The following is a 21904-nucleotide window of genomic DNA, read 5'->3' on the forward strand; positions in this document are numbered from 1 at the left end:
CCAGTCACCCTCCGGACACGAACCGCGCCTGGGCAGCCCTCAGGAATTGAGCGGCATATTGTCTATCAACCGCACCGGGCCCACCTTGGCGGCGACAAGCGCCAGCGCCTCGCCGCGGAACGGAGTCTCCCTGCAGTTCTCGGCAAGCGGCTCAAGGGTTACTGGATCCACCACTTCGAAGTAGTCCAGTTCCACCAGGGGCTGGGACTCCACCAGCGCCAGCGCGGAATCAAGGTCCAGCGGCTCATGGGCATTCGCCCGCTCCTCCAGCAGCCGCAGGGCCCTGGACAGAACCAGCGCTGCGTCCCGCTCGGCGTCGGACAGGAAGCGGTTCCGGCTGGACAACGCCAGCCCGTCCACCGCCCGGACCGTCGGAACGCCCACGATCTCGACCGGGAAGTTAAGGTCGGCAACCATCCGCCGCACCAGGGCCAACTGCTGGGCGTCCTTCTGCCCGAAGTAGGCCCGGTACGCGGGCAGGCCGCCGGCAAGGGAAGCTCCGTCGGCTGAACCGGCCGGACGGCCCGCCGCCGGTATTCCGTAGTGCAGCAGCTTGGCCACCACGGTCAGGGCACCGTCGAAGTGGCCCGGACGCGAGGCGCCCTCCCACTTCTCCCCCAGCCGGCCGGATGTGATCCGCACAAAGGGCTCCCCCGCCGGGGTAGACCTCCTCCACGGACGGCGCGAAGGCCAGGTCAACGCCCTGTTCCTCCAGCAGCGCCAGGTCCGCGTCAAGCGTCCGGGGGTAGCGGTCCAGGTCCACGGCATCGCCGAACTGCAGCGGGTTGACGAAGATGCTGGCCACCACCACGTCATTGTTCTCGACGGCGGTGCGCGCCAGGGCGGCATGGCCTTCGTGGAGTGCCCCCATGGTTGGCACCAGTCCCTGGGAGGCGCCCTGCTTCGCAGCAAGCAAACGGGCGCTTTCGGTGTGTAATTCGGCCACGGTGGTGACGAGTTGAATGGGCATTCAGTCTTCCTTCGGATCGAGGGCCTCGTGCAGCCCCTTCAGCTGGTCAGGTTTCAGCAGCCCCCGCCCTTCTGCCCGCAGGGCAGTGGCTCGCGCCATCGCAAGGTAGGCCGCCAGCACGTCACCGTGCCCGCCGCCGTCGAACTCGCGCAAAGCCTCAGCGTGGGCACGGACGGTTCCCAGGTCCCCGCGGGCCACCGGGCCCGTCAGCGCCGACTCCCCCGACGCCAGCGCGTTCTCAAGCGTGGCCCGCAGCAGTGGTCCAAGCATGCGCTCCGGCGATTCCACCCCAACCTCGCGCAGCAGCTGCGACGCCTGCGCCACCAGGGTTACCAGGTGGTTGGACCCGTGTGCCAGGGCTGCGTGGTAGAGCGTTCTGTCGGCCTCAGCGATCGCAACGGGCTCCGCCCCCATCTCTACCACCAGCGCCTGGGCAATGGGCAGCATGGCGGCATCGGCCGTCACCCCGAAGGTGCAGTCCAGCAGCCGGGTGAGGTCCAGGCTCATGCCGGTGAAGGTCATGGCAGGATGCAGCGCCAACGGAACGGCGCCGGCGGCGCGTACGGGATGCAGCACGCCCACGCCGAACCGGCCGGAGGTGTGCGCCACGAGCTGGCCGGGCTGCCATGCGCCGAGCTTCGCCAGCCCCTCCACCAGGCCAGGCAGGGCGTCGTCAGGCACCGCCAGCAGCACCAGTTCCGCGCGTTCAACGATGTCCTGCACTTCCAGGACGGGCACGCCGGGCAGCAGCGCTTCGGCCCGTTCCCGGCTTGCCTCGGACACAGCTGACACCCCGACGACGGCGTGCTCGGCCGCGCGCAAAGCTGCGCCAAGCACGGCTCCCACTTTGCCGGCACCGATGATTCCGACGCCGAGGCGTCCGGGCTTAGCCATGCTGCTGGCCTTCCTGTTGGTAGGGGATGCGGGTTTCACTGGCTGCGGCCCCGGGCAACGGCTCACCACGCTGCGGCCTGGGCGCAGCTGCCGGAGCAACCTGTCGCAACCATTGTTCGGTGGTTTGCCGCTTCCGGGCCAGCCGCGCCCGCGCCGACTGCTCGTCGAAGAGTTGCCTGGCCTCGTCCAGCCCAGCCTGGGCCAGGCGCGGGGCCACCGGTCCGGCAGTTGTATGCAGGACCAGGTCCGCCACCCGGAACCGGCGTGCCAGGGGCCCCTGTTGCAGGGCCAGTGACTGTGTCCGTTGGTGGGGAACCACCACGAGCTCCCGCCACCAGCGCCCGGAGCGGATCAGCAGGGCCGTGTCCGTTGCGGCGAACCCGTTACGGCGCCACGCGAGAGGTGCCAGCAGCCGGGCCCGGCGCGGCGTGGTGACGAATCCGCCGTCGGAATCCCTGCCTGTAAGGCCGGCGGCAAACACCACCGCCGGCTGGCCGGTCCCCGGGTCCGGCAGGACCAGCGAGAGCATGGCCATGACGTCGGAAAGCTTTCCCACCGGCAGGAGGATGGTCCTGGTGTTGCCCTCGGCGGCGTTGCCGGAAACCCCGTAGCCAGCAGCGTTCACCTGCATCCGGTACCAGCCGAACGGACGCCACAGTGGAGGCTGGGCGATCTTCACCGCCTGGATGCGGCCGGGCGGAAGCGTCTGCGCCTGGGTGTCGAGCAGCCCGTACCGCAGCCGGATGCCGTCGGGCGAGACCGAGGCGGTGAAGTTGTACCCCTTGTTGAAGAAGTTCCAGTAGCCCGCCGCCAGGCCCAGGGCTGCGGGCACCAGGTAGAAGTAGAAGGCGCGGTTGTCCATCACCACGGACAGGACCACCGAAGCGACGCCGCCCACCAGGATAAAGACGCTTTGCTCGCTCAGGAGCAGCGATCCGATAAGGCGCGACGGCGGCACGGCCAGGACCGTGGTTTCCGGCGCCTCGGGAACCGGCCGGGCAGGATGCTCCGGCCGCGCGAAGTCCCCGGCACCAGTGCCCACCGCGGGACCGGCGCCTGCAACGGCATCGGAAACGGCATCGGAAACGGCTCCGGATGCGCGCCCCAGGATGGTGGCACGAAGCTGCCGGGCATCATCGATCTTGAGGTAGGCCAGGCGCACCGCTGATTCGCCGGCGTCGGCGACCTCGAACTTGAGTTCCGCCAGTCCGAAGATGCGGGCCAGCAGGGGCTGCACGATATCGATGGCCTGCACCCGGTCCAGCTTCGCCTGCCGGTGCTGGCGGAAGAGGAGCCCGCTGTTGACCCGGACGTAACCGCCGGACACCTGGTACTTGGTGAAGTACCAGGTGAGGACGAAACCCAGCACCGCCACGGCGAGCAGCAGCGCGCCGCCGCCCAGGAGCCAGGGGGCGCGCCTGGCAAAGCCGTCCTCGAACACGGGCTGGCCCTGCAGTGACCGCTCAAAGAGGTCCCGGCCGAAGAAGTAGGTGATGGCGGCCAGGGCAACCCACCCCCGCACGAAAGGTGAGGCGGGATGCACACGCAGCCACTCGCCGTCGGGCGTTCCCCTGGTTTCCGGGCCGGCCGCGGCAGGCGGCCCCGCAGGCGGCCCGGGGAGCTGGCCGTCAGTGGTCACAGTCCTGCCAGCCTGGCTTCGCCGCGGGCGGCCAGCTGTTCGCGGAGCCTGGCACCTTCCGATGCCGGCACGCCCGGGATGCGCGCGTTCGTGCCGGGTGAGGCCGTGTGGAGCTTCACGGTGCACAGGCCCAACCCGCGTTCCACCGGCCCGACCGCGATATCCACGTACTGCATGCGGCCGTAGGGAACGGCCATGGTGCGCTGGAAAAAGATGCCGCTCCTGATCAACAGGTCGTCGTCGCGCTCGGCGTAGCCGATGGCCCGGACCTGCCGCGGGATGAGCACAAGCCGCCACAAGGCAGCCAGCAGCGTGACTGCCGGAACGGTGATGGCCAGCCACAGGGGCGGCCAGCGCCACCATCCCAGCAGGATGAACACCAGCGGCGCGGACAGGACCAGCACCGTGACAAGGTTGGCCACCGCCCATTCCACCAGCCGGACTGTAATGTATTTCGGCGACACCCGCTGCCAGGCGATACCCGGCGGGTCAATCGCCTCGGTATGCATATTCGCCTTCCCCCGCGGCTTCCCCGCGTGCGGGCCGGCTCTTCTTCCCGTCGACGCCGCTGGCGTCGCTGTCCTCCGGGGGAATCTTGCAGAACCGCTCCACGAGGAGACCCACCACGATCATCACCAGCCCGCCGCCGGCCATGGCCAGGGCCAGCCAAGTGATGTCCTGGTCGCTGCGCAGGCTCCAGATCCGCAGCTGGTCCAGGAAGATCCCCACGTGCCAGCCCAGCAGCACTGTTCCGGCGTAGGCGCACGCCTGCGCCAGGACCAGCGTCCGCGCCGCGAGCAGGGGATCCAGCTGGGTTTTCTTCGCGGTGCTGTTGGCCTTGAGGCTGTTTCGCCAGCGCAGGACCCGGATGCCAAGAACCAGCGTGATGATGACGATGACACCCATGGTGGCAAGTGCCGTGGCAGGCAGGACGGGAGTGGCCATGCTGTACCGGCTGGTGACCACCGTGGCCGACCAGCCCGCAACGGCAAGGATGACGCAGATCAGCAGCAGGCGCAGCGGGTTGATGGGCTTCATCGCTCCTCCACCGCTCCCGCCGTGGGCATGCCGTCAAAATCGCCGAACCCGTCGAACGGGGCAAGATCGGGAAAATCGTGCGCCCGCATTGCCAGGGCACTGATCCGTTCGCCGTCCAGGGTGGCGGCGGGCTCGATGAGTGACCACGGGTAGAGGACGAAAGCGCGTGACGCAGCGCGCGGGTGCGGGAGGGTCAGGATGGGATCGTCACTGCGGAGGTCCCCGTAGGTGATGATGTCGACGTCGAGCGTCCGCGGCCCCCAGTGGACCTCGCGGACGCGGAGGTGCTTGTTCTCCACCGCCTGGCAGTGTTCCAGCAGCTCCTGCGGGGTCAGGCTGGTTTCCACCGTGATGACCATGTTCAAGAAGTCCGGTTGCCCGGCGGGACCGCCCACGGCTTTGGTCTGGACGATGGGTGAGACGGCAATGAGCCGGACCTCCGGCGGATCCACCAGGTCCGCCACGGCCTCGGTCAGGGTCTCATTCCGTTCCCCAAGGTTGCTGCCCAGGGCGAGCACGGCCTTGGTGTAGGTCCCGCTCATGTCCGGGCCCCTGACAGCGCCTGGCCGGCGGGGACGCGCTCCCGGTGAACGGTCACCGCAACGTCACCGAACGGGACCTCGATGGGGGCCTGGGGTTTGTGCACGGTGACGTCAACGGCCTGGAGCTTGAATTCCGCCAGGAGGCTGTCCGCGATGCGCACCGCGAGGGCCTCGATCAGGTTGAGTGGCTCGCCGGAGATCCACTCGGTGATACGCTGCGCCACCTCGCCGTAGTGCGCGGTGTCCCGGACGTCGTCGGACTGCGCCGCTTCAGTGAAGTCCAGGTAGAGCACTGCGTCCACCACGAAAGGCTGGCCCTCCCGGCGTTCAAAATCGAAGACACCGTGATGGCCGAAGGCGGTCACTCCGGTCAGCGTAATCCTGTCCATGGGTCCCCCGGCCCTATTGTGTTTTGGGTACGGCTTGTGCTGTGGATGCTGCGGCCATGCGTGCCGCCACCTTGACGGCGTCAAGGCTTGGCCCGACGTCGTGCACACGGACCGCCCAGGCTCCGCGGTACGCGCTGATGGCTGTGATTGCGGCCGTGGCGCCGTCCCGTTCCTCCGGAGCAGCGGACTTGCCGGCCACCGTGAGCAGCGTGCCCAGGAAGCGCTTGCGGGAGGCTCCCACCAGGACCTTGTGGCCCAGGCTGTCCAGCTGGTCCAGGTTCTGCAGCAGTTCCCAGTTCTGGGCGTCGTTCTTGGCGAAGCCAAGGCCAGGATCAATGATGATCTGGTCCTGGCTGACGCCCGCGGCGTGCAGCTTGTCCCGCACTCCTGCCAGCTCCGCTACCACTTCCCCCGCAACGTCCGTGTACTCGGCGAGCGAGTTCATGGTCCGGGCGTCACCGCGGCGGTGCGTGAGGACGTAGGGTACCTTGGCGGCCGCCACGAACTCGGCCATCTCGGGCTCGATGCTCAGGCCGGAGATGTCGTTGATGATGGCGGCGCCGGCCTTCACTGCCGCCTCAGCCGTTGATGCGTGCGTGGTGTCGATGCTGACCAGCGCGCCGGCCTTCACCAGGGCCTCGATGACGGGCAGGACGCGGCGCTGTTCTTCGTCCGGGGTGACGTCGTCAGCGCCGGGCCGGGTGGACTCGCCCCCGACGTCGATGATGTCCGCACCCGCGTAGAACATACGCAGGCCGGCAGCGATTGCAGTGTCCGCCGTAGCATGCTTCCCGCCGTCGCTGAAGGAATCCGGGGTTACGTTCAGGATTCCCATGACCAGGGTGCGGTCAGCGGGCAGGTCTTCGAAGCGCGCCGCCGGGCGGGGCTTGCGCAGGACGGGCAACGGTGACGTTGCGGGCCCCGTTCCAGGGGCTGCGGCGAGTGAATCCATGGTCTGTGGTTACCTTCCGAGGATGAGGCTCATGGCCTCGGCACGGGTGGCCGGGTCATGAAGCTGCCCGCGGACCGCACTGGTGACGGTCTTCGCTCCGGGCTTGCGGATACCGCGCATAGACATGCACATGTGCTCGCATTCAACAACGACGATGGCGCCACGGGGCTTGAGGTGGCGGACCATCGCTTCGACGATTTCAGTTGTGAGCCGCTCCTGCACCTGCGGGCGGCGGGCAAAAATGTCCACCAGGCGGGCCAGCTTGCTCAGCCCGGTGACCTTGCCGTCATGCGAAGGGATGTAGCCAACGTGGGCCACCCCGTGGAACGGCACCAGGTGGTGCTCGCAGGTGGAGTAAAAAGGAATGTCCTTGACCAGGACCAGTTCCTCATGGTCCAGGTCGAAGGTGGTGGACAGGACATCTGCCGGATCGCGGTGCAGGCCGGCGAACATCTCGGCATACGCCTTCGCCACCCTTTTCGGCGTGTCGAGGAGGCCGCCGCGGTCCGGGTCCTCGCCGATGGCGATGAGGATCTCGCGGACGGCCGCCTCGATCCTCGGCCGGTCCACCTTTTCGCTTTTCGAATGGTGGGACCCGCCCTCCGCCAGGGATCCGGCGGAGGCGGGAACGTCGTCGTCGTCGAAAGAAGTCACAGGGAAAGCTTAGCCGCGAAGGGTGCCGGGCCCCGAGTCGGAGGCGCCGCCCTGGAAGGGAGCATCCTCCGGAACGCCCTGTGCATGCGGGGGCTGGGCGTCCAGCGGCTCGTCGAGCCGGGCCTTCTTCGCTTCTTCCTGGGCTTCACGTTCGGCCCGCTCCTGGCGGGACTCCACCGGGCCCGCCATCTGCACCGGGCGGGTTTCCTTGGACAGCCACACCTCGCGGAAGTCGCGCTTGCGGACGTCCCTGAAGATATCGGCAATCTCGGCCTGGTTCAGCGTTTCGCGCTCCAGCAACTCCAAGGCCAGGAGGTCCAGGACGTCCCGGTTCTCAGTGAGGATTTCGTAGGCCTCATCGTGGGCCTGCTCAATCAGGCGGCGCACTTCCTCGTCCACAACGTAGGCAATCTGGTCCGAGTAGTTGCGCTCGTGCCCGGCATCGCGGCCCAGGAAGGGTTCGCCGCCGCCCTGGCCCAGCCGGACGGCGCCCACGCGTTCGCTCATTCCGTACTCGGTGACCATCTTGCGCGCGGTACCGGTGGCCTTCTCGATGTCGTTGGAGGCACCCGTGGACGGGTCATGGAAGACAATTTCCTCTGCGACGCGGCCACCCATGGCGTAGGCCATCTGATCCAGGAGCTCGTTGCGGGTCACGGAGTACTTGTCATTTTCCGGGACCACCATGGTGTACCCGAGGGCACGTCCGCGGGGAAGGATGGTGATCTTGGTGACCGGAGCCGAATTGCGCAGCGCAGCCGCCACCAGGGCGTGGCCGCCTTCGTGGTAGGCCGTGATCTTGCGCTCGTGTTCCTTCATCACGCGGCTGCGCTTCTGCGGGCCGGCCATGACGCGGTCGATAGCCTCGTCCAGGGCGCGGTCGTCAATGAGGTTCGCGTTGGAGCGCGCCGTGAGCAGAGCGGCCTCGTTCAGGACGTTCGCCAGGTCTGCACCGGTGTACCCCGGGGTCTTCTTGGCCACGGCCTTGAGGTCAACCCCGGGTGCCATCGGCTTGCCCTTGGCGTGGACCTGAAGGATCTGGTCCCGGCCGATCAGGTCCGGCGCATCCACACCGATCTGGCGGTCGAAGCGGCCGGGACGCAGCAGCGCGGGATCCAGCACGTCGGGACGGTTGGTGGCAGCGATCAGGATGACGTTGGTTTTGACGTCGAAGCCGTCCATCTCCACCAGCAGCTGGTTGAGGGTCTGCTCGCGTTCGTCGTTGCCGCCGCCGATGCCGGCGCCGCGGTGGCGGCCGACGGCGTCGATTTCGTCCACGAAGATGATGGCGGGCGAGTTGGCCTTGGCCTGCTCAAAGAGGTCGCGGACGCGGGAGGCGCCGACGCCGACGAACATCTCCACGAAGTCCGAGCCGGAGATGGAGAAGAAGGGGACGCCGGCCTCGCCTGCAACAGCGCGGGCCAGGAGGGTCTTGCCTGTGCCTGGCGGGCCGTAGAGCAGCACACCCTTGGGGATCTTGGCGCCAACGGCCTGGAACTTGGCCGGTTCCTGCAGGAATTCCTTGATTTCCTGCAGTTCCTCCACAGCCTCATCGGAGCCGGCAACATCATTGAATGTCACCTGTGGCATGTCCTTGCTGACCATCTTGGCCTTGGACTTGCCGAACTGCATGATCTTGGAGCCGCCGCCCTGCATCCGGGTCATCAGGAACCAGAACAGGGCACCGAGCAGGATGACCGGAATGAGCAGCGAGAGCAGGCCGGAGAACCAGTTGCTTTCGATCGGCTGGTCCGTGAAGCCCCCGGCGGGCTTGGCGTCGGTGACAGCCTTCACCACGTCCTGCGCGCGGGCATCAACGAAGAAGAACTGGACGCTCTTGCCTTTGTCCTGGCCGTCCACCTGCAGGTTGTCCTTCAGCGTGAGGTCAACGCGGTTCTCGCCGTCGAAGATCCTGGCCTGCTCCACCTTGTTGCCGGAGAGCAGTTCCAGGCCCTTGTCCGTGTCGATCCGGGCCGCACCGCCGGGGGCGAGCGTTGCAAAAGCCACAAGGAGCAGACCGACCACAACGACGATCCAGATGCCCGGGCCTTTGAAGAAGTTCTTAGCTTTCATCTGTTCGGGGGCTGGCCCCGTCCCTTCCGGTAGTGCTTCACGGCGAGTAGTCTCCGCACGTGATGGTGCTGCGTCAGCTTCTAGCTATACACCGTCCGGAGTACATCACGCATAGCGAAAACCAAAAGTTCCCTGTGGGCGTAGCTGTGCCGGGACAGTGCAGGACCTGCCTGCGCGGCGGGGTCTACCGGAGAACGTCGGCGCCGCGGGGTGCGGTGCGGTTACTCGTATACGTGCGGGGCCAGGGTGCCCACGAAGTCCAGGTTGCGGTACTTTTCGGCGTAGTCCAGGCCGTAACCCACCACGAACTCGTTGGGGATGTCGTAGCCCACGTACTTGACGTCGATCTCCACCTTGGCGGCGGTGGGCTTGCGGAACGCGGTGCAGATCTCCACCGAAGCAGTGCCGCGGGATTCCAGGTTGGTCTTGAGCCAGGACAGGGTGAGGCCGGAGTCGATGATGTCCTCGACGATCAGGACGTCCTTGCCCATCAGGTCGGTGTCCAGGTCCTTCAGGATGCGCACCACACCGGACGACTGGGTTCCCGAACCGTAGGAGGACACCGCCATCCAGTCCATGGAGATGTGGCTGTGGAGTGCACGGGCAAGGTCAGCCATGACCATCACGGCGCCTTTGAGGACGCCCACAAGGAGGATTTCGCGCCCTTCGTAGTCCTTGTCGATCTGCGCGGCGAGTTCGGTGATCCGCTGCTGGATCTGTTCCTTGGTGTAGAGAACGTGCTTGAGATCTGCCTGGACGTCGTTTGAATCCACCAATGGCTCCTGTTTAGATGCGGGGTGCGACTATTTTGCGGGTGGCTTTTGAGGCCGGAATACTAGCTTCCCACAGCGCGCGCGTTCGCGGGGAACAGAACCGGGGCCGCCCTGGGCCCCCGGCACGGCGGCGTCCTTCGATCCCTCCAGCTGTGCCAGCGACAACCGGTACACACTCACGCCGCCGGGAAGCTCCACCGGACCGGCCGAACCCTGCCGCCGCAGCAGCGTTTCCGCCGCCAGAAGGCGCTGGTAGCTGGGCTGCTGCCCGCCGACGTCGGCCGCTGCCTTGGCGATGACCCGGAACCTGATGGCCGGGGCCAGGGCGCGCAACGCCTCCTCCGGCAGGGTCAGCACGCTGCCCTCCCGCTCTGCCAGGGACGCGAAGGTGCTTTCCGCCACATCCTCCAGGTAGTCTGCGTCCAGCTGCAGGATGGCGGCGGTACGGGCCAGGGATTCGGCGACGCCGGGACCCAGGTTCTCCTCCAGGTGCGGGAGGACCTGCACCCGGGCCCGGGACCGTGCGAATGCGGGGTCGGCGTTGGTGGGATCGTGCCAGGGATCCAGTTCCTCCACCACGCAGATCTCCTCCGTGTCCGCCCTGCGCAGGCCAAGGAACGGGCGCAGCAGGACACTGTTTCCGGCGCCTGACCGGGCAGGACGCATCCCCGCGAGGGAACGGGTGCCGGAGCCGCGGGCCAGGCCCAGCAGTACCTGCTCTGCCTGGTCGTCGAGGGTGTGGCCCAGCAGGATGGCCTCCGCGCCCTGGTCCGCGGCCGCGGCTTCGAGCGCGGCATGCCGGGCCTCCCGGGCGGCGGCTTCGGGGCCCATGCCGGCACCAGCCACCGTGACGGTGCGGATGTCCACGGGTGACAGGCCCAGTTCAGCCAGAACCTGGGCGGTACGGGCAGCAATTTCGCCCGATCCGTCCTGCAACTGGTGGTCCACCACCACCGCGCCCACAGTCAGCGGGTGGCCGCCGACGTGGCCGCGGCGCGCAAAATATGCGGCGACGGCGGCGAGGGCCAGGGAGTCGGGCCCGCCGCTGCACGCCACCACGACGTGCCGCGGATATCCGGCGTCGGCGAGCGCGTCTTGCAGCATCTTGCGCGCAGTCCCGACGACGGGCGCGAGCCTTCCGGGCCGGCGTCGTCCGCCGCGTCCCGGTGTTGAGGCCGATGTTGAGGCGGCGGACGGGACTTCAGGCATATGCGCGTCAGGCAACTCGGCGTCGGGCAATCAGAGGCCCATCCGGTCAAGCCACAGCTTGGCGTCGTGGATCTCCGGCTCGGTGGGCAGGTGCTCCACTGACTCCCAGACCTTGTTGAAGCCGTCCATGCCGGCCACGTCCACCACGGCGCGGACGAAGCGGGCGCCGTCGGAGTACTGGCGCATCTTGGCGTCCAGGCCCAGGAGGCTCCGGATGAACTTCTCGATCACACCACGGTCCTTGCCGCGGTCGTTGAACCGCTGCCGGATGGTCTTGACGGACGGCACGATGCTGGCGTCGACAGCGTCCATCACCACGTTCGCATGCCCCTCGAGGAGGCTCATCACGGCGGTGAGGTGTGAGATGGCGGCCTTCTCCTCCGGGTCCTGCAGCAGGTCCAGGATGGCGCCACGGCCGGGGGTGTTTCCGGCGGCGGAGCGGTCCTTGAGGGAGCGCGCGGCAGCCGAAGCCCGTTCCATCAGGGAATCGACGTTGCCCAGGAGGTGCCCACTGAGTTCGTCGATCTGTTCCAGCATGTGGTGGCGCAGCCAGGGGGCTGCGGCGAACTGGACCCGGTGGGTCTGCTCGTGCAGGCACACCCAGAGCCGGAAATCCTCCGGCGTGACGTTGAGCTCGCGCTCAACCGAGACGATGTTCGGCGCCACCAGCAGTAGCCTTCCGGCCGCGGGCGCCGTGGAGTTCTCCGCCAGCGCGGCGAAGGGATCGTACTGGCCCAGGACCTTGCTGGACAGGAAGGCAAGGACGGCGCCCAGCTGGCTTCCGGTAATGGCGCCGCTGACCTGGGCGGCAGCAGGGGTGAGGTTTCCGCGCCGGCTGTCCAGCATCTTCTGCATGGCAGGTTTGAGCATCACTGCGAAGCTCTGGGTGTTCGCCTTGGCCCACGACGCCCGGTCCACCACCAGCACCGAGGAATCTCGCAGGTCGCGTGCCGCCTCCAGCCCGGTGATTTCGTGGACGTGCGGAACGGAAGCGTCCGCCAGCCGGCGAAGGCTGTCCACCGCCTCACCGATGGTTCTTCCATCGAGTACCGGGCCGGCGGGAGCCAGCCGCGCTGCGGCAGAAGCAGCGAGATCCCAGTTGATCAGGGACTGGGCTGTTGGGGACAACGTCGATGCGGACTCGCGCGCAGTGGACTCCATGGTTCCCATCAGAACACAGCCTGCTGGGGATCGTCCTTAAGTTCGCTGACCGGCGAACTTCCACAGCCACTGCACAGGAGGGCGAAAGCCCGGTCCCAGCCCTGTCCTGCACCTTGGAAGTGCAGTAAGAATCCCTTTAAGAACGAGGCAGCCATGATCCCCTACCGCCCCATTCCTCCCCTGACCATGGGATCGCGCAAGGGCTGGGCATCGGTGCTTGCCGCCGTCGTCATGGCCGCGCTGCTGGGCGTCCAGCCGCAGTAGTACCAGCAGCAGTTATACCAACGGCAGCGCTAGCGGCAGCCGCAGCCCGCCAACGCCGCCGCAGCCCGGTCCAGCGCTTCCTTGTTGCCGGCCGCCCCGGGTGCCAGGCCGTTGCCGATGAAGGAAAACACCAGGAGCCGGCCATCGGCGTCCACCACATAGCCGCTGAGCGCCAGGACCGTATTAAGGGTCCCGGTCTTGGCACGCACCAGGCCGGCGCCGCCGGAGGTGGTGGCGTCCCCGTAGCGGGTGCCCAGGGTTCCCGACAGGCCGCCGACCGGAAAGCCGTCCAGGGCTGCACGGAGCCTGGTATCCGCGCCGGTGGTAATGGCGCGCACCACCTCAGCGAATTGGCGCGCTGAAACCTGGTTGCCCATGGCCAGCCCGCATACATCCACCAGCGTCACCGCGTCCGACGGTATGCCCGCAGCCGCAAGCTCGGCCTTCACCACAGCGGTGGCGCCGTCGTTGCTTCCGGGCCGGCCGGTGGCAGCGCCCGCCATCCGCCCCAAGGTTTCAGCCAGGTAGTTGTCCGATACCTGCAGCATCAGGTTCACCTGCTCCGCCACCGTGGCCGACTCAACGCCCGCCAGGACTGCCGTGTTGGCTTGGGCTGCACCCGGGGAACGTTCGACGCCGGCCGCAACGGTCAGTCCCACGCCGGCACCTGCCGCACGGAGCCGTCCCGCGAACTCCTCCGCGGCAGCCATGGCGGCGTCCTGGGGCCGGGGTCCCGTGGTGACGGCGGGATCGAAGCGCGCGGAGTTGAGCGCCAGCGGGTACAGCGGGGCTATCTCACCAGCCTCCACGTCGCCGGACTGCCAGGCGGGATTCAGCGCGGGCCCCGTGAAGAGGGAGTCGTCCACCAGGACTTTGACGTCGCCCGTGGTCCCGGCGGCCTGCAGGGCTTCCACCGTCAGGGCGGCAAGGGTGGCAAGGCCGGCGTGGCCCATCACCTGTTCTGGCTGCGACTCCCCCGCAGCCAGGAGGACGTCGCCGCCGCCCACCAGCACTACCTGTCCGGCGGCGGGGCCCTGCACCACCTTGGTGGTGAAGCGGTGGTCCGGGCCCAGGGTGCGCAGCGCGGCAACGGCCGTCAGGAGCTTAAGGTTCGACGCCGGCACCCGGCCTTCCGCGCCGCCCCGGTCAAAGAGGACCTGGCCCGTGAGCGCGTCCTGCACCATGCCCGTGAAAGTACCGCCGCCGTCGGTCTTCAACACCGGATCCACCTGCGCCGTCACCGCGGGCTGCGCCGGGACTTGGGCGGAAGGCTGAAGCGGGGCAAGTACCTGCGGGGCCGGGAGCGTGGCGGGGGCCTGCTGCCACGCCGGCGGCGCCGGGGTGGGCCCGGGGGCATCGGGGCCCAGGAATCCGGGGGCCACCAGCAGTGCTCCCGGGACGGCAAGGACCAGCAGGATCAATGCCGCCACAGCCAGGGGCCAGGGCTTGCGGGAGCCTTGTTTCACGCTGCCCGGGCGCGGCGACCGAGGGCCGTGAGGCTGTTCCCGGCCGGTTGTTTTGGTCATGCTGGTGCTGGTCCTCAAGTCCTGAAATTTCCCCACAAGTTCCTGATTCCAGGGCCTCTCGCTATATCCTCAATAGTAGTCGGCGGCACCGACACTCTTTTTTGTGGGCCCGTCAAGTGTGCCGCGCACCCCCTGCAATTGCCGAGGAGCATTCCATGAAGCACGACGTGACCATCGAGATCCCCAAGGGATCACGCGTCAAGTACGAAGTTGACCACGAGACCGGCCGCGTCCGCCTGGACCGCGTCCTCTTCACCTCCATGCAGTACCCCACCCACTACGGGTACTTCGAGAACACCCTCGGCGAGGACGGCGACCCGCTGGACGCACTGGTGCTCCTGCAGGACTTCGACCTGCACCCCGGCGTGATCGTCGAATCCCGCCCCATCGGCGTCTTCAACATGACCGACGACGGCGGCGGAGACGCCAAGATTCTCTGCGTTCCGGTGGATGCCCGCTTTGACCACATTCAGGAAGTCAGCGACGTCAACGAGTTCCTGATCAAGGAGATCGAGCACTTCTTCACCCGTTACAAGGACCTGGAGCCGGGCAAGTGGGTCAAGGCCGAGGGCTGGGGCGACCGTGCCGCCGCCGAGGCCGAACTGGAAGCCTCCATCAAGCGCTACGTGCCGACCGCCGGCCACTGATTTCTCCTTGGCACCGTCCGACGGCGGGTGCCCGGCTTTTCGAAGCCGGGCACCCGCCGTCGTTGTCCCCGTCGTTGTCCCCGGAGTTTTTGGACAGTTACGAGGACTTCCGGATGGTTTAAGTCCGCATACGTGCCCAAAAACTCCGGGGAGAATTGTGGCATGGTGGCACTGTGCCTACCGAGCCGACCCTGAATTCCGCACTTTCGTTCAGTCCGCCCTGCGGTCCTGTCACCGGCTGGCGGGACGGCGGCGTTCTGCGCGCCACCGGCATCCCCTACGCCACCGCCGGCCGGTTCCAGCCGCCGGCACCGGCCCCGGACTGGACCTCGGACTTTTCCGCCACTGCCCTGTCCCCTGCCTGCCCGCAGGCGCCCGTCCCTTTCCTCGACGACGTCCTGGGCACCAAATACGGCGAACTTCCGGGCAGCGAGGACTGCCAGAACCTTTCCATCACCATGCCCGCCGACCTTACGCGGGATGAAAAGTTGCCCGTCATGGTCTGGATCCACGGCGGGTCCTACACCACAGGGTCCGGGGATTTGGCCATCTTCGACCCCGCGCGGCTGGTGGCGGAAAACCGCGTCATCGTGGTTTCTGTGACCTACCGGCTGGGCCTGTTCGGGTTCCTCGCGACACCGGCCGGGCGTCCCGGAAACCTGGGACTCCTGGACCAGCTCGAGGCGTTCCGGTGGGTGCAGCGGAACATCGCGGCATTCGGTGGCGACCCCCGCCGGGTCACTGCGTTCGGCCAGTCCGCCGGCGGTGACGCGATCGCCCACCTCATGGCCACACCCGAAGCGCCCGCCCTCTTCCAGCGCGCCATCATCCAGAGCGCGCCGCTGGGCATCACCCGGGGGCGGGCCAAAATGAACCACGCGATGGGCATTGCCGCGGATTCCGTGACGGCGGAGACGCCGGCAATGGACGTGGTTGCGCTCGAGGAGCAGGTGACCCAGGTGGCAAAGAAATTCGGCATGCTGGCCGCCATGCCCTTTGGCACGCAGTACGGGCACGATCCACTCCCGGAGGAGTCCGGGATCGAAGCGGCCTGGGACCGTTCCGCGCCTGCCATTGAGGTGCTGATCGGCCATACCTCGGAGGAGGCGCGGCTGTTCCTTCCACGCAGCCCTCGCCTGATGCGCCTGGCCGGGGTTCCGGTGGTGGGCGCTGCCGCGGTGCGTGCCATCGACTGGGTGGTCACCGAAACCGTGTACGGCCGGGCAACCCGCCGGTTTGCCCGCCGGCACGCCAAGGCGGGCGGACGGGCCCACCGCTACGTCATGAACTGGCACGCCCCCGGCAACATCTTCGGTGCCGCCCATACCGTGGACCTGCCCCTGCTGCTCGGCAACCGCAAGACGTGGGACGGCGTAGGGCTGATTGCCGGTGCCCGCTGGGCGGATGTGGACATGACCGGCCGGGCGGTGCGGGCGCTATGGGCCGGTTTTGCGCGGGGTGATGACCTGGGCGAAGCTGGGGCTGTTGACGACGCCCTCCATTACAGGAGGGTCTAAGGGCGCATGATGACCCTTGGCGTGGACCTCGCGGCGGCCACGAAGAAGACAGCCGTGGCCGTCATCGAATGGGGCAGGGATTCCGGGGGCCGTGGCTCCGCCCGGCTCACCCAACTGGCCCTGGACGTGGGCGACCAGCACATCGTGGAACTGTTCGGTGCCTCCGACATGACCGGCGTCGATTGTCCCGTGGGTTGGCCGGACGCGCTGATCCCGTTCCTCACCGGCCACCTCAACTTCCACGCCGCTCCCGTCCTGGAGCACGACGGTATTGCGGGCCGGAGATTGCTTGCCTACCGGGACACGGACCGCTTCGTCACCCGCGAGACCGGGCTGATTCCGCTCAGTGTCTCCGCCGACCGGCTGGCGCACCCGGCCATGCGCTGCGCGGTCATCCAGGCGAAGATTGCAGCGCTGCACGGGCCGCAGCCGCGGGACGGCTCGGGACGCCTTGCCGAGGTGTACCCGGCGGCATCACTGAAGATCTGGGGCCTCAACGGCCGCGGCTACAAGGGCCGGGGCGTTCCCGAAGCCGAACGCCTTGGCCTCCTGCTGGCGGCCCTCGAAGAAGCCGCGCCCTGGCTGGACCTGGCCGGGCACCAGGACCGGCTGTCGGGCTCGGACGACCTGTTCGACGCCGTCATCGCTTCCCTGATCGCCCGTGCCGCAGCCCGCCGTCGGACGCTTGCGCCTGACAGTGCCCACGCCGAAGCCGCCCGAACGGAAGGCTGGATCCACCTGCCCAACTGCCGCCTGGACGAACTGCCCGGCTAAGACTCAGCCGCCCAGCTTCCAGTTCCGGATCTCCTCCGGGTCCTCGCCGTGGGTGCGGGTGTGCTCGCGCGCGCGGATCCTGCGGTCCTGAAGGTCCTGGCGCAGGAGCGAGTGCTTCTCCGCCAGGCCGGGCACGCGGTCGATCGCGTCGATCGCCAGGGTGTAGCGGTCGATGCCGTTGAGCATGGCCATGTCGAACGGCGTGGTGGTGGTCCCCTCCTCCCGGTAACCGTGCACGTGCAGGTCCTGCTGGTTGGTGCGGCGGTAGGCAAGCCGGTGGATCAGGGCCGGGTAGCCGTGGTACGCGAAGATGACGGGTTTGTCCGGGGTGAAGATGCCATCAAAGTCATGGGCAGGGAGGCCGTGCGGGTGCTCGCTTTCGTCCTGCAGCCGCATCAGGTCCACCACGTTGACCACCCGCACCTTGAGTCCGGGTGCGCCCTCCCGGAGCAGTTCGGCGGCCGCCACCGTTTCCACCGTGGGGACGTCACCCGCACAGGCCAGGACGACATCGGGCTCCTCGCCGGGCACCTCGGAGCCGGCAAACGTCCAGATCCCCAGGCCGCGGCGGCAATGATTGGCGGCGTCGGCCGGGCCAAGCCAGGTGGGCGAGGGCTGTTTGCCGCTGACCACGATGTTCACGTAGTCCGTGGAGGCCAGGCAGTGCTCCATGACGGACAGCAGGGTATTGGCATCCGGCGGCAGGTACACCCGGATGACCTCGGCCTTCTTGTTCACGGCGTGGTCGATGAAGCCCGGGTCCTGGTGCGAGAACCCGTTGTGGTCCTGCTGCCACACGTGCGATGACAGCAGGTAGTTCAGCGACGGTACCGGCTGGCGCCAGTGCAGTTTGCGGGATACCTTCAGCCATTTGGCGTGCTGGTTGAACATGGAGTCGACAATGTGGACGAACGCCTCGTAGCAGTTGAAGACCCCGTGCCGGCCGGTGAGGAGGTAGCCCTCAAGCCAGCCCTGGCACAGGTGCTCGCTCAGCACCTCCAGGACCCGGCCGGAGCGCGCCAGGTGCTCGTCGATGTCGTCAATCCGGTACTGCCACACCTTGTCCGTGACCTCGTAGACGTTCTGCAGCCGGTTGGACGCCGTCTCGTCCGGCCCGAACAACCGGAAGTTCTCCATGTTCTGCGCGATCACGTCCCGCATCCAGGAACCGAGCGTGACCATCGGACTGACCCTGTCGATGCCCGGGGTGGGAACCTCGACGGCGTGGTCCTGGTAGGCGGGCAGCTTCAGGGCGCGCCGAAGCAGTCCGCCGTTGGCATGCGGCGTGGCACTCATGCGGAAGTCGCCGGTGGGTGCTCCTTCGGCGACGCCGGGCCGGAGCCGGCCGTCGCCGTCGAACAATTCCTCCGGCCGGTAGGACTGCAGCCACTCCTCCAGCTGCTTCAGGTGCTCGCCGTTGGTCCGGACCTCGGACAGCGGCACCTGGTGGGCCCGCCAGGTGCCTTCCACCTGCAGCCCGTCCACCATGCGGGGTCCGGTCCAGCCCTTGGGCGAGCGCAGGACGATCATCGGCCAGCGGCGTTCCCCCTCGCCCGACTCTTCACCGGCTGCGTCCTGCCGGTGGGCGGTTTGGACGGCCCTGATGTCGGCTAGGCAGCGGTCCAAAACCTCGGCGAAATCGCGGTGCGCCTGCTCGGTTTTGTCCGGGTCCGCCACGGTGACGAAGTACGGTTCGTGCCCGTACCCGCGCAGCAGCTGCTCCAGCTGGTCCTGCGGCATCCGGGCCAGGATGGTGGGGTTGGCGATCTTGTAGCCGTTCAGGTGCAGGATGGGCAGCACCGCGCCGTCCACCGCGGGGTCCAGGAAGTTGTGGGAGTGCCAGCTGGCAGCCAGCGGGCCTGTTTCGGCCTCGCCGTCGCCAATCACGACGGCGGTCACCAGCTGCGGGTTGTCGAACACCGATCCGTAGGCGTGGGCCAGGGAGTACCCGAGTTCGCCGCCCTCGCTGATGGAGCCGGGGCTTTCCGGTGCCGCGTGGCTGGGGATCCCGCCGGGGTAGGAGAACTGCCGGAACAGTTCGGCCAGGCCGGCCTCGTCATTGCCCACGTGGGCATAGATTTCGGAGTACGTTCCCTCCAGCCAGGCATTGGCGACGACGGCGGGGCCGCCATGGCCGGGACCGGCAACAAAGAGCATCTCCAGGGAGTCGCGGCGGATCACGCGGTTCAGGTGGGCGTAAATGAAGTTGAGCCCGGGCGTGGTGCCCCAGTGGCCCAGCAGGCGGGACTTGGTGTCCTCTGCCTGCAACGGTACGCGCAGCAGCGGGTTGGACCGCAGGTAGATCTGTCCCACCGAAAGGTAATTGGCGGCCCGCCACCACTTGTCAACGAGGTCCAGTTCGTCCTGCCGCATGTCATCCTGCCCGGTACTGCCGGCCATAACCATCCTCACGTCGGGTGTGCCGCTGCAGGCGGCCGTTCCCCCATCGCAACAGATGGAGGGGCAGGCGGGCAACCCCCCGCCGTCGGGCTTTCCGCTTTGCCGCACCGCGGTGGCCGGCCTGTAGGGTAGTAAGCAAGCTTAGCTTCCGCTCGGCGGGGCTGGGAAAATCTACTGTGGGGAGATCAAGACATGCCAGCCGAAGACGACGTCGTAATTCCCGGGGCTCCCGCCAGCGAACCTCCGGCGCTTGAGGAACCCACCATCCCGCGGGAGCCGTTGCCGCCGAAGCCGGACCAGCGCGGTCCCGAGGCCGTGTCCCTCACTGGAAGCCCCACGGGCGCACCGGCCACCTCCCGGGCGCAGTCGGGCCAGTACCTGACCACAGCCCAGGGGCTTCGGCTGCAGGATACGGATCATTCCCTGAAAGCCGGCGCCCGCGGCCCCATCCTGCTGCAGGACCACCATCTGCGCGAGAAGATCACCCACTTTGACCACGAGCGGATCCCGGAGCGCGTTGTCCATGCCCGGGGAGCGGGAGCACACGGCGTCTTCCGTTCCTACGGGACCGCCTCCAAGGTCACCCGGGCCGGCTTCCTTGCCCCGGACGTTGAAACTCCGGTGTTTGTGCGGTTCTCTACTGTGCTGGGCTCCCGTGGATCGGCCGACGCCGTCCGGGACACCCGCGGGTTCTCCACCAAGTTCTACACGGACGAGGGCACCTACGACCTGGTGGGGAACAACATTCCGGTGTTCTTCATCCAGGACGGCATCAAGTTCCCGGACGTCGTCCACGCGGCCAAGCCCCACCCGGACCGGGAGATTCCCCAGGCCCAGAGCGCCCACGACACCTTCTGGGACTTCGTATCGCTCCACACCGAGGCGCAGGCCCACACGATGTGGAATATGTCCGACCGCGGCATCCCCCGGTCATACCGGACCATGGAGGGTTTCGGTGTCCACACGTTCAGGCTCATCAATGCCACCGGCGACACGACACTGGTGAAGTTCCACTGGAAGCCCAAACAGGGTGTGCACTCCCTTGTCTGGGAAGAAGCGCAGATCATCAACGGCATGGACCCGGACTTCCACCGGCGCGATCTTGCCGACGCGATCGAGGCCGGCGCCTACCCCGAATGGGAACTCGGAATCCAGACGTTCCCGGACACGGAAGACCAGATGTTCGAAGGCATCGACCTCCTCGATCCCACCAAGTTCGTTCCTGAGGAACTCGCGCCGGTGCAGCCCATCGGCCTCATGACCCTCAACGCGAACCCCACCAACTACTTTGCAGAAACGGAGCAGGTGGCGTTCCATCCGGGGCACCTGGTGCCGGGTATCGATGTCACCAACGATCCCCTGCTGCAGGTCCGGCTCTTTTCCTACCTGGACACCCAGATCTCGCGCCTGGGCGGGCCCAACTTCGCCCAGCTCCCGATCAACCGGCCGCAGGCCCCGGTTAATGACATGCTCCGTGACGGGATGCACCAGACGGCGGTCCACGGCGGGGTTGCCCCGTACCGGCCCAATTCGCTGGACGGCGGCTGCCCTTTCCTGGCCGGAGAGGATGTGGGCGCATTCGTGGACGTGCCCGAGGCCCTGGCGGAGAGCGTGAAGGAACGGCGCAATCCGGCTTCCTTTGACGACCATTACAGCCAGGCGCGGCTGTTCTTCCGGAGCCTGAGCGCCGTGGAACAGGACCACGTCATCCAGGCGTACACGTTCGAGCTCGGCAAATGCTTCGAAACAACCATCCGGGAGCGCCAGCTCCGCGCGCTGGCCAACATCGACGCCGGGCTTTGCGCCGCCGTCGCTGCCGGCCTTGGCATGCCTGCCCCGGAGGCCAGCGAGCAGGTCCTGGACCGGGACCCCAGCCCGGCGCTCTCCCAGATCGGCCGGACCTGGCCCGCTGCGGGGCGCGTGGTGGGCATCATCGCCGATTCTTCCAGCGACCTGTCCCAGGTGGAGGTTGCCCGCAAGGCGTTCGACGACGAGGGCATGGTCCCGTTGGTCATCGCACCGGCGGGCGGGACGCTTTCAGCAGACGGCCTTTCGCTCACGGTGCAGCGGACATTCCTCACGGCACGGTCCACGGAGTTCGACGCGTTGATCGTCGCCGGCGGGCGGCAGCCCGCCCCGGATGCCACCGCAGGACGCGACGCAAAAGCGGGAGTACCGGGCGGAGGCGCGGACCCGCGCGTCGCCCTCATGCTGTCCGAGGCCTACCGCCACGCCAAAGCCATTGGCACCTGGGGCTCCGGTTCCGCTGTCCTGGAGGCCGCAGGAATCCCGGTGGAAACGGCGGGCATCGCTGCCGGGGATACCGCGGCTTCGGTGGCCTCCGCTGTCTCCGGACTGCTCGCCGCCCACCGCGCCTGGGACCGCTTCCCGGCAAGCGGGCCGGCAGCGGGGCGGGACAGCTAACGCTGCCGGTGGCTTCACCGGTAGTCGGCTGGGGTCCGCGTCACCTGGCGCGGGCCCC

The 21904-nt window shown here is 67.7% G+C and carries 18 protein-coding genes and 1 pseudogene; 4 read left to right on the forward strand and 15 right to left on the reverse strand.

Translation table 11 applies throughout. The features are described 5' to 3' along the window. Positions 1-39: 39 nt before the first annotated feature. The 14 genes and pseudogenes from QFZ57_RS03760 to dacB all read right to left on the reverse strand — a co-directional run bounded on the left by QFZ57_RS03760 (position 40) and on the right by dacB (position 14084). Positions 40-970 (reverse strand): annotated as a pseudogene (locus QFZ57_RS03760) (4-phosphopantoate--beta-alanine ligase). After that, on the reverse strand, positions 971-1864 hold the full coding sequence (locus tag QFZ57_RS03765; RefSeq protein ID WP_306629123.1) for a Rossmann-like and DUF2520 domain-containing protein: 894 nt from the start codon (positions 1862-1864) through the stop codon (positions 971-973). Continuing rightward, positions 1857-3503, reverse strand: a complete 1647-nt coding sequence (locus QFZ57_RS03770; RefSeq protein WP_306898078.1) for a PH domain-containing protein — start codon at positions 3501-3503, stop codon at positions 1857-1859. The genes QFZ57_RS03765 and QFZ57_RS03770 overlap by 8 nt, the downstream gene beginning before the upstream one ends. Beyond that, positions 3500-4012 (reverse strand): PH domain-containing protein, encoded by a 513-nt coding sequence (locus QFZ57_RS03775; RefSeq protein WP_306629125.1) that lies wholly within the window; start codon positions 4010-4012, stop codon positions 3500-3502. The genes QFZ57_RS03770 and QFZ57_RS03775 overlap by 4 nt, the downstream gene beginning before the upstream one ends. Beyond that, positions 3993-4541, reverse strand: coding sequence for a DUF3180 domain-containing protein (locus QFZ57_RS03780; protein ID WP_306629126.1), 549 nt, complete (start codon positions 4539-4541; stop codon positions 3993-3995). Before QFZ57_RS03780 ends, QFZ57_RS03775 begins: the two co-directional genes overlap by 20 nt. After that, entirely contained in the window at positions 4538-5083 is a 546-nt protein-coding gene (folK, locus tag QFZ57_RS03785) for a 2-amino-4-hydroxy-6-hydroxymethyldihydropteridine diphosphokinase (RefSeq protein ID WP_306629127.1), read from the reverse strand. The genes QFZ57_RS03780 and folK overlap by 4 nt, the downstream gene beginning before the upstream one ends. After that, entirely contained in the window at positions 5080-5472 is a 393-nt protein-coding gene (gene folB, locus QFZ57_RS03790) for a dihydroneopterin aldolase (RefSeq protein WP_306898082.1), read from the reverse strand. The genes folK and folB overlap by 4 nt, the downstream gene beginning before the upstream one ends. A gap of 13 nt (positions 5473-5485) precedes the next feature. Then, positions 5486-6424: a dihydropteroate synthase gene (gene folP, locus QFZ57_RS03795; RefSeq protein ID WP_306898084.1), complete on the reverse strand. Its 939-nt coding sequence runs from the start codon at positions 6422-6424 to the stop codon at positions 5486-5488. A gap of 9 nt (positions 6425-6433) precedes the next feature. Then, positions 6434-7078, reverse strand: a complete 645-nt coding sequence (folE, locus tag QFZ57_RS03800) for a GTP cyclohydrolase I FolE (RefSeq protein WP_306629130.1) — start codon at positions 7076-7078, stop codon at positions 6434-6436. A 9-nt stretch (positions 7079-7087) separates the two neighbouring features. Continuing rightward, complete coding sequence (gene ftsH, locus QFZ57_RS03805) at positions 7088-9151, reverse strand: ATP-dependent zinc metalloprotease FtsH (RefSeq protein ID WP_306629131.1); 2064 nt, start codon at positions 9149-9151, stop codon at positions 7088-7090. A 221-nt stretch (positions 9152-9372) separates the two neighbouring features. Beyond that, entirely contained in the window at positions 9373-9924 is a 552-nt protein-coding gene (gene hpt, locus QFZ57_RS03810; RefSeq protein WP_018770260.1) for a hypoxanthine phosphoribosyltransferase, read from the reverse strand. 30 nt (positions 9925-9954) lie between these two features. Further along, entirely contained in the window at positions 9955-11028 is a 1074-nt protein-coding gene (tilS, locus tag QFZ57_RS03815; RefSeq protein ID WP_306901527.1) for a tRNA lysidine(34) synthetase TilS, read from the reverse strand. A gap of 135 nt (positions 11029-11163) precedes the next feature. Beyond that, positions 11164-12294, reverse strand: a complete 1131-nt coding sequence (locus QFZ57_RS03820; RefSeq protein ID WP_306632420.1) for a zinc-dependent metalloprotease — start codon at positions 12292-12294, stop codon at positions 11164-11166. Between the two features lie 293 nt (positions 12295-12587). Further along, the gene (dacB, locus tag QFZ57_RS03825) at positions 12588-14084 is read right to left on the reverse strand and encodes a D-alanyl-D-alanine carboxypeptidase/D-alanyl-D-alanine endopeptidase (RefSeq protein WP_306898091.1); all 1497 of its coding nucleotides are present in this window, start codon (positions 14082-14084) and stop codon (positions 12588-12590) included. A 155-nt stretch (positions 14085-14239) separates the two neighbouring features. On the opposite strand from dacB, the gene QFZ57_RS03830 reads away from it, so the two are divergent. From QFZ57_RS03830 to QFZ57_RS03840, 3 genes are all read left to right on the forward strand, one after another. Next, positions 14240-14731: an inorganic diphosphatase gene (locus QFZ57_RS03830; RefSeq protein ID WP_306898093.1), complete on the forward strand. Its 492-nt coding sequence runs from the start codon at positions 14240-14242 to the stop codon at positions 14729-14731. 173 nt (positions 14732-14904) lie between these two features. Next, complete coding sequence (locus tag QFZ57_RS03835; RefSeq protein WP_306629133.1) at positions 14905-16248, forward strand: carboxylesterase family protein; 1344 nt, start codon at positions 14905-14907, stop codon at positions 16246-16248. A 6-nt stretch (positions 16249-16254) separates the two neighbouring features. Further along, complete coding sequence (locus QFZ57_RS03840; protein ID WP_306898097.1) at positions 16255-17022, forward strand: DUF429 domain-containing protein; 768 nt, start codon at positions 16255-16257, stop codon at positions 17020-17022. 3 nt (positions 17023-17025) lie between these two features. On the opposite strand, the gene QFZ57_RS03845 is transcribed toward QFZ57_RS03840, so the two are convergent. After that, positions 17026-19422, reverse strand: a complete 2397-nt coding sequence (locus QFZ57_RS03845; RefSeq protein WP_306898099.1) for a phosphoketolase family protein — start codon at positions 19420-19422, stop codon at positions 17026-17028. Between the two features lie 192 nt (positions 19423-19614). Here QFZ57_RS03845 and QFZ57_RS03850 point away from each other — a divergent pair, with 192 nt between their 5' ends. Beyond that, positions 19615-21846 carry a catalase gene (locus QFZ57_RS03850; protein ID WP_306629136.1) on the forward strand — a complete coding sequence of 744 codons (2232 nt, stop codon included), beginning with the start codon at positions 19615-19617 and terminating at the stop codon, positions 21844-21846. Positions 21847-21904: the final 58 nt, after the last annotated feature.

The sequence above is a fragment of the Arthrobacter sp. B1I2 genome, assembly GCF_030816485.1.
Taxonomy (GTDB): Bacteria; Actinomycetota; Actinomycetes; order Actinomycetales; family Micrococcaceae; genus Arthrobacter.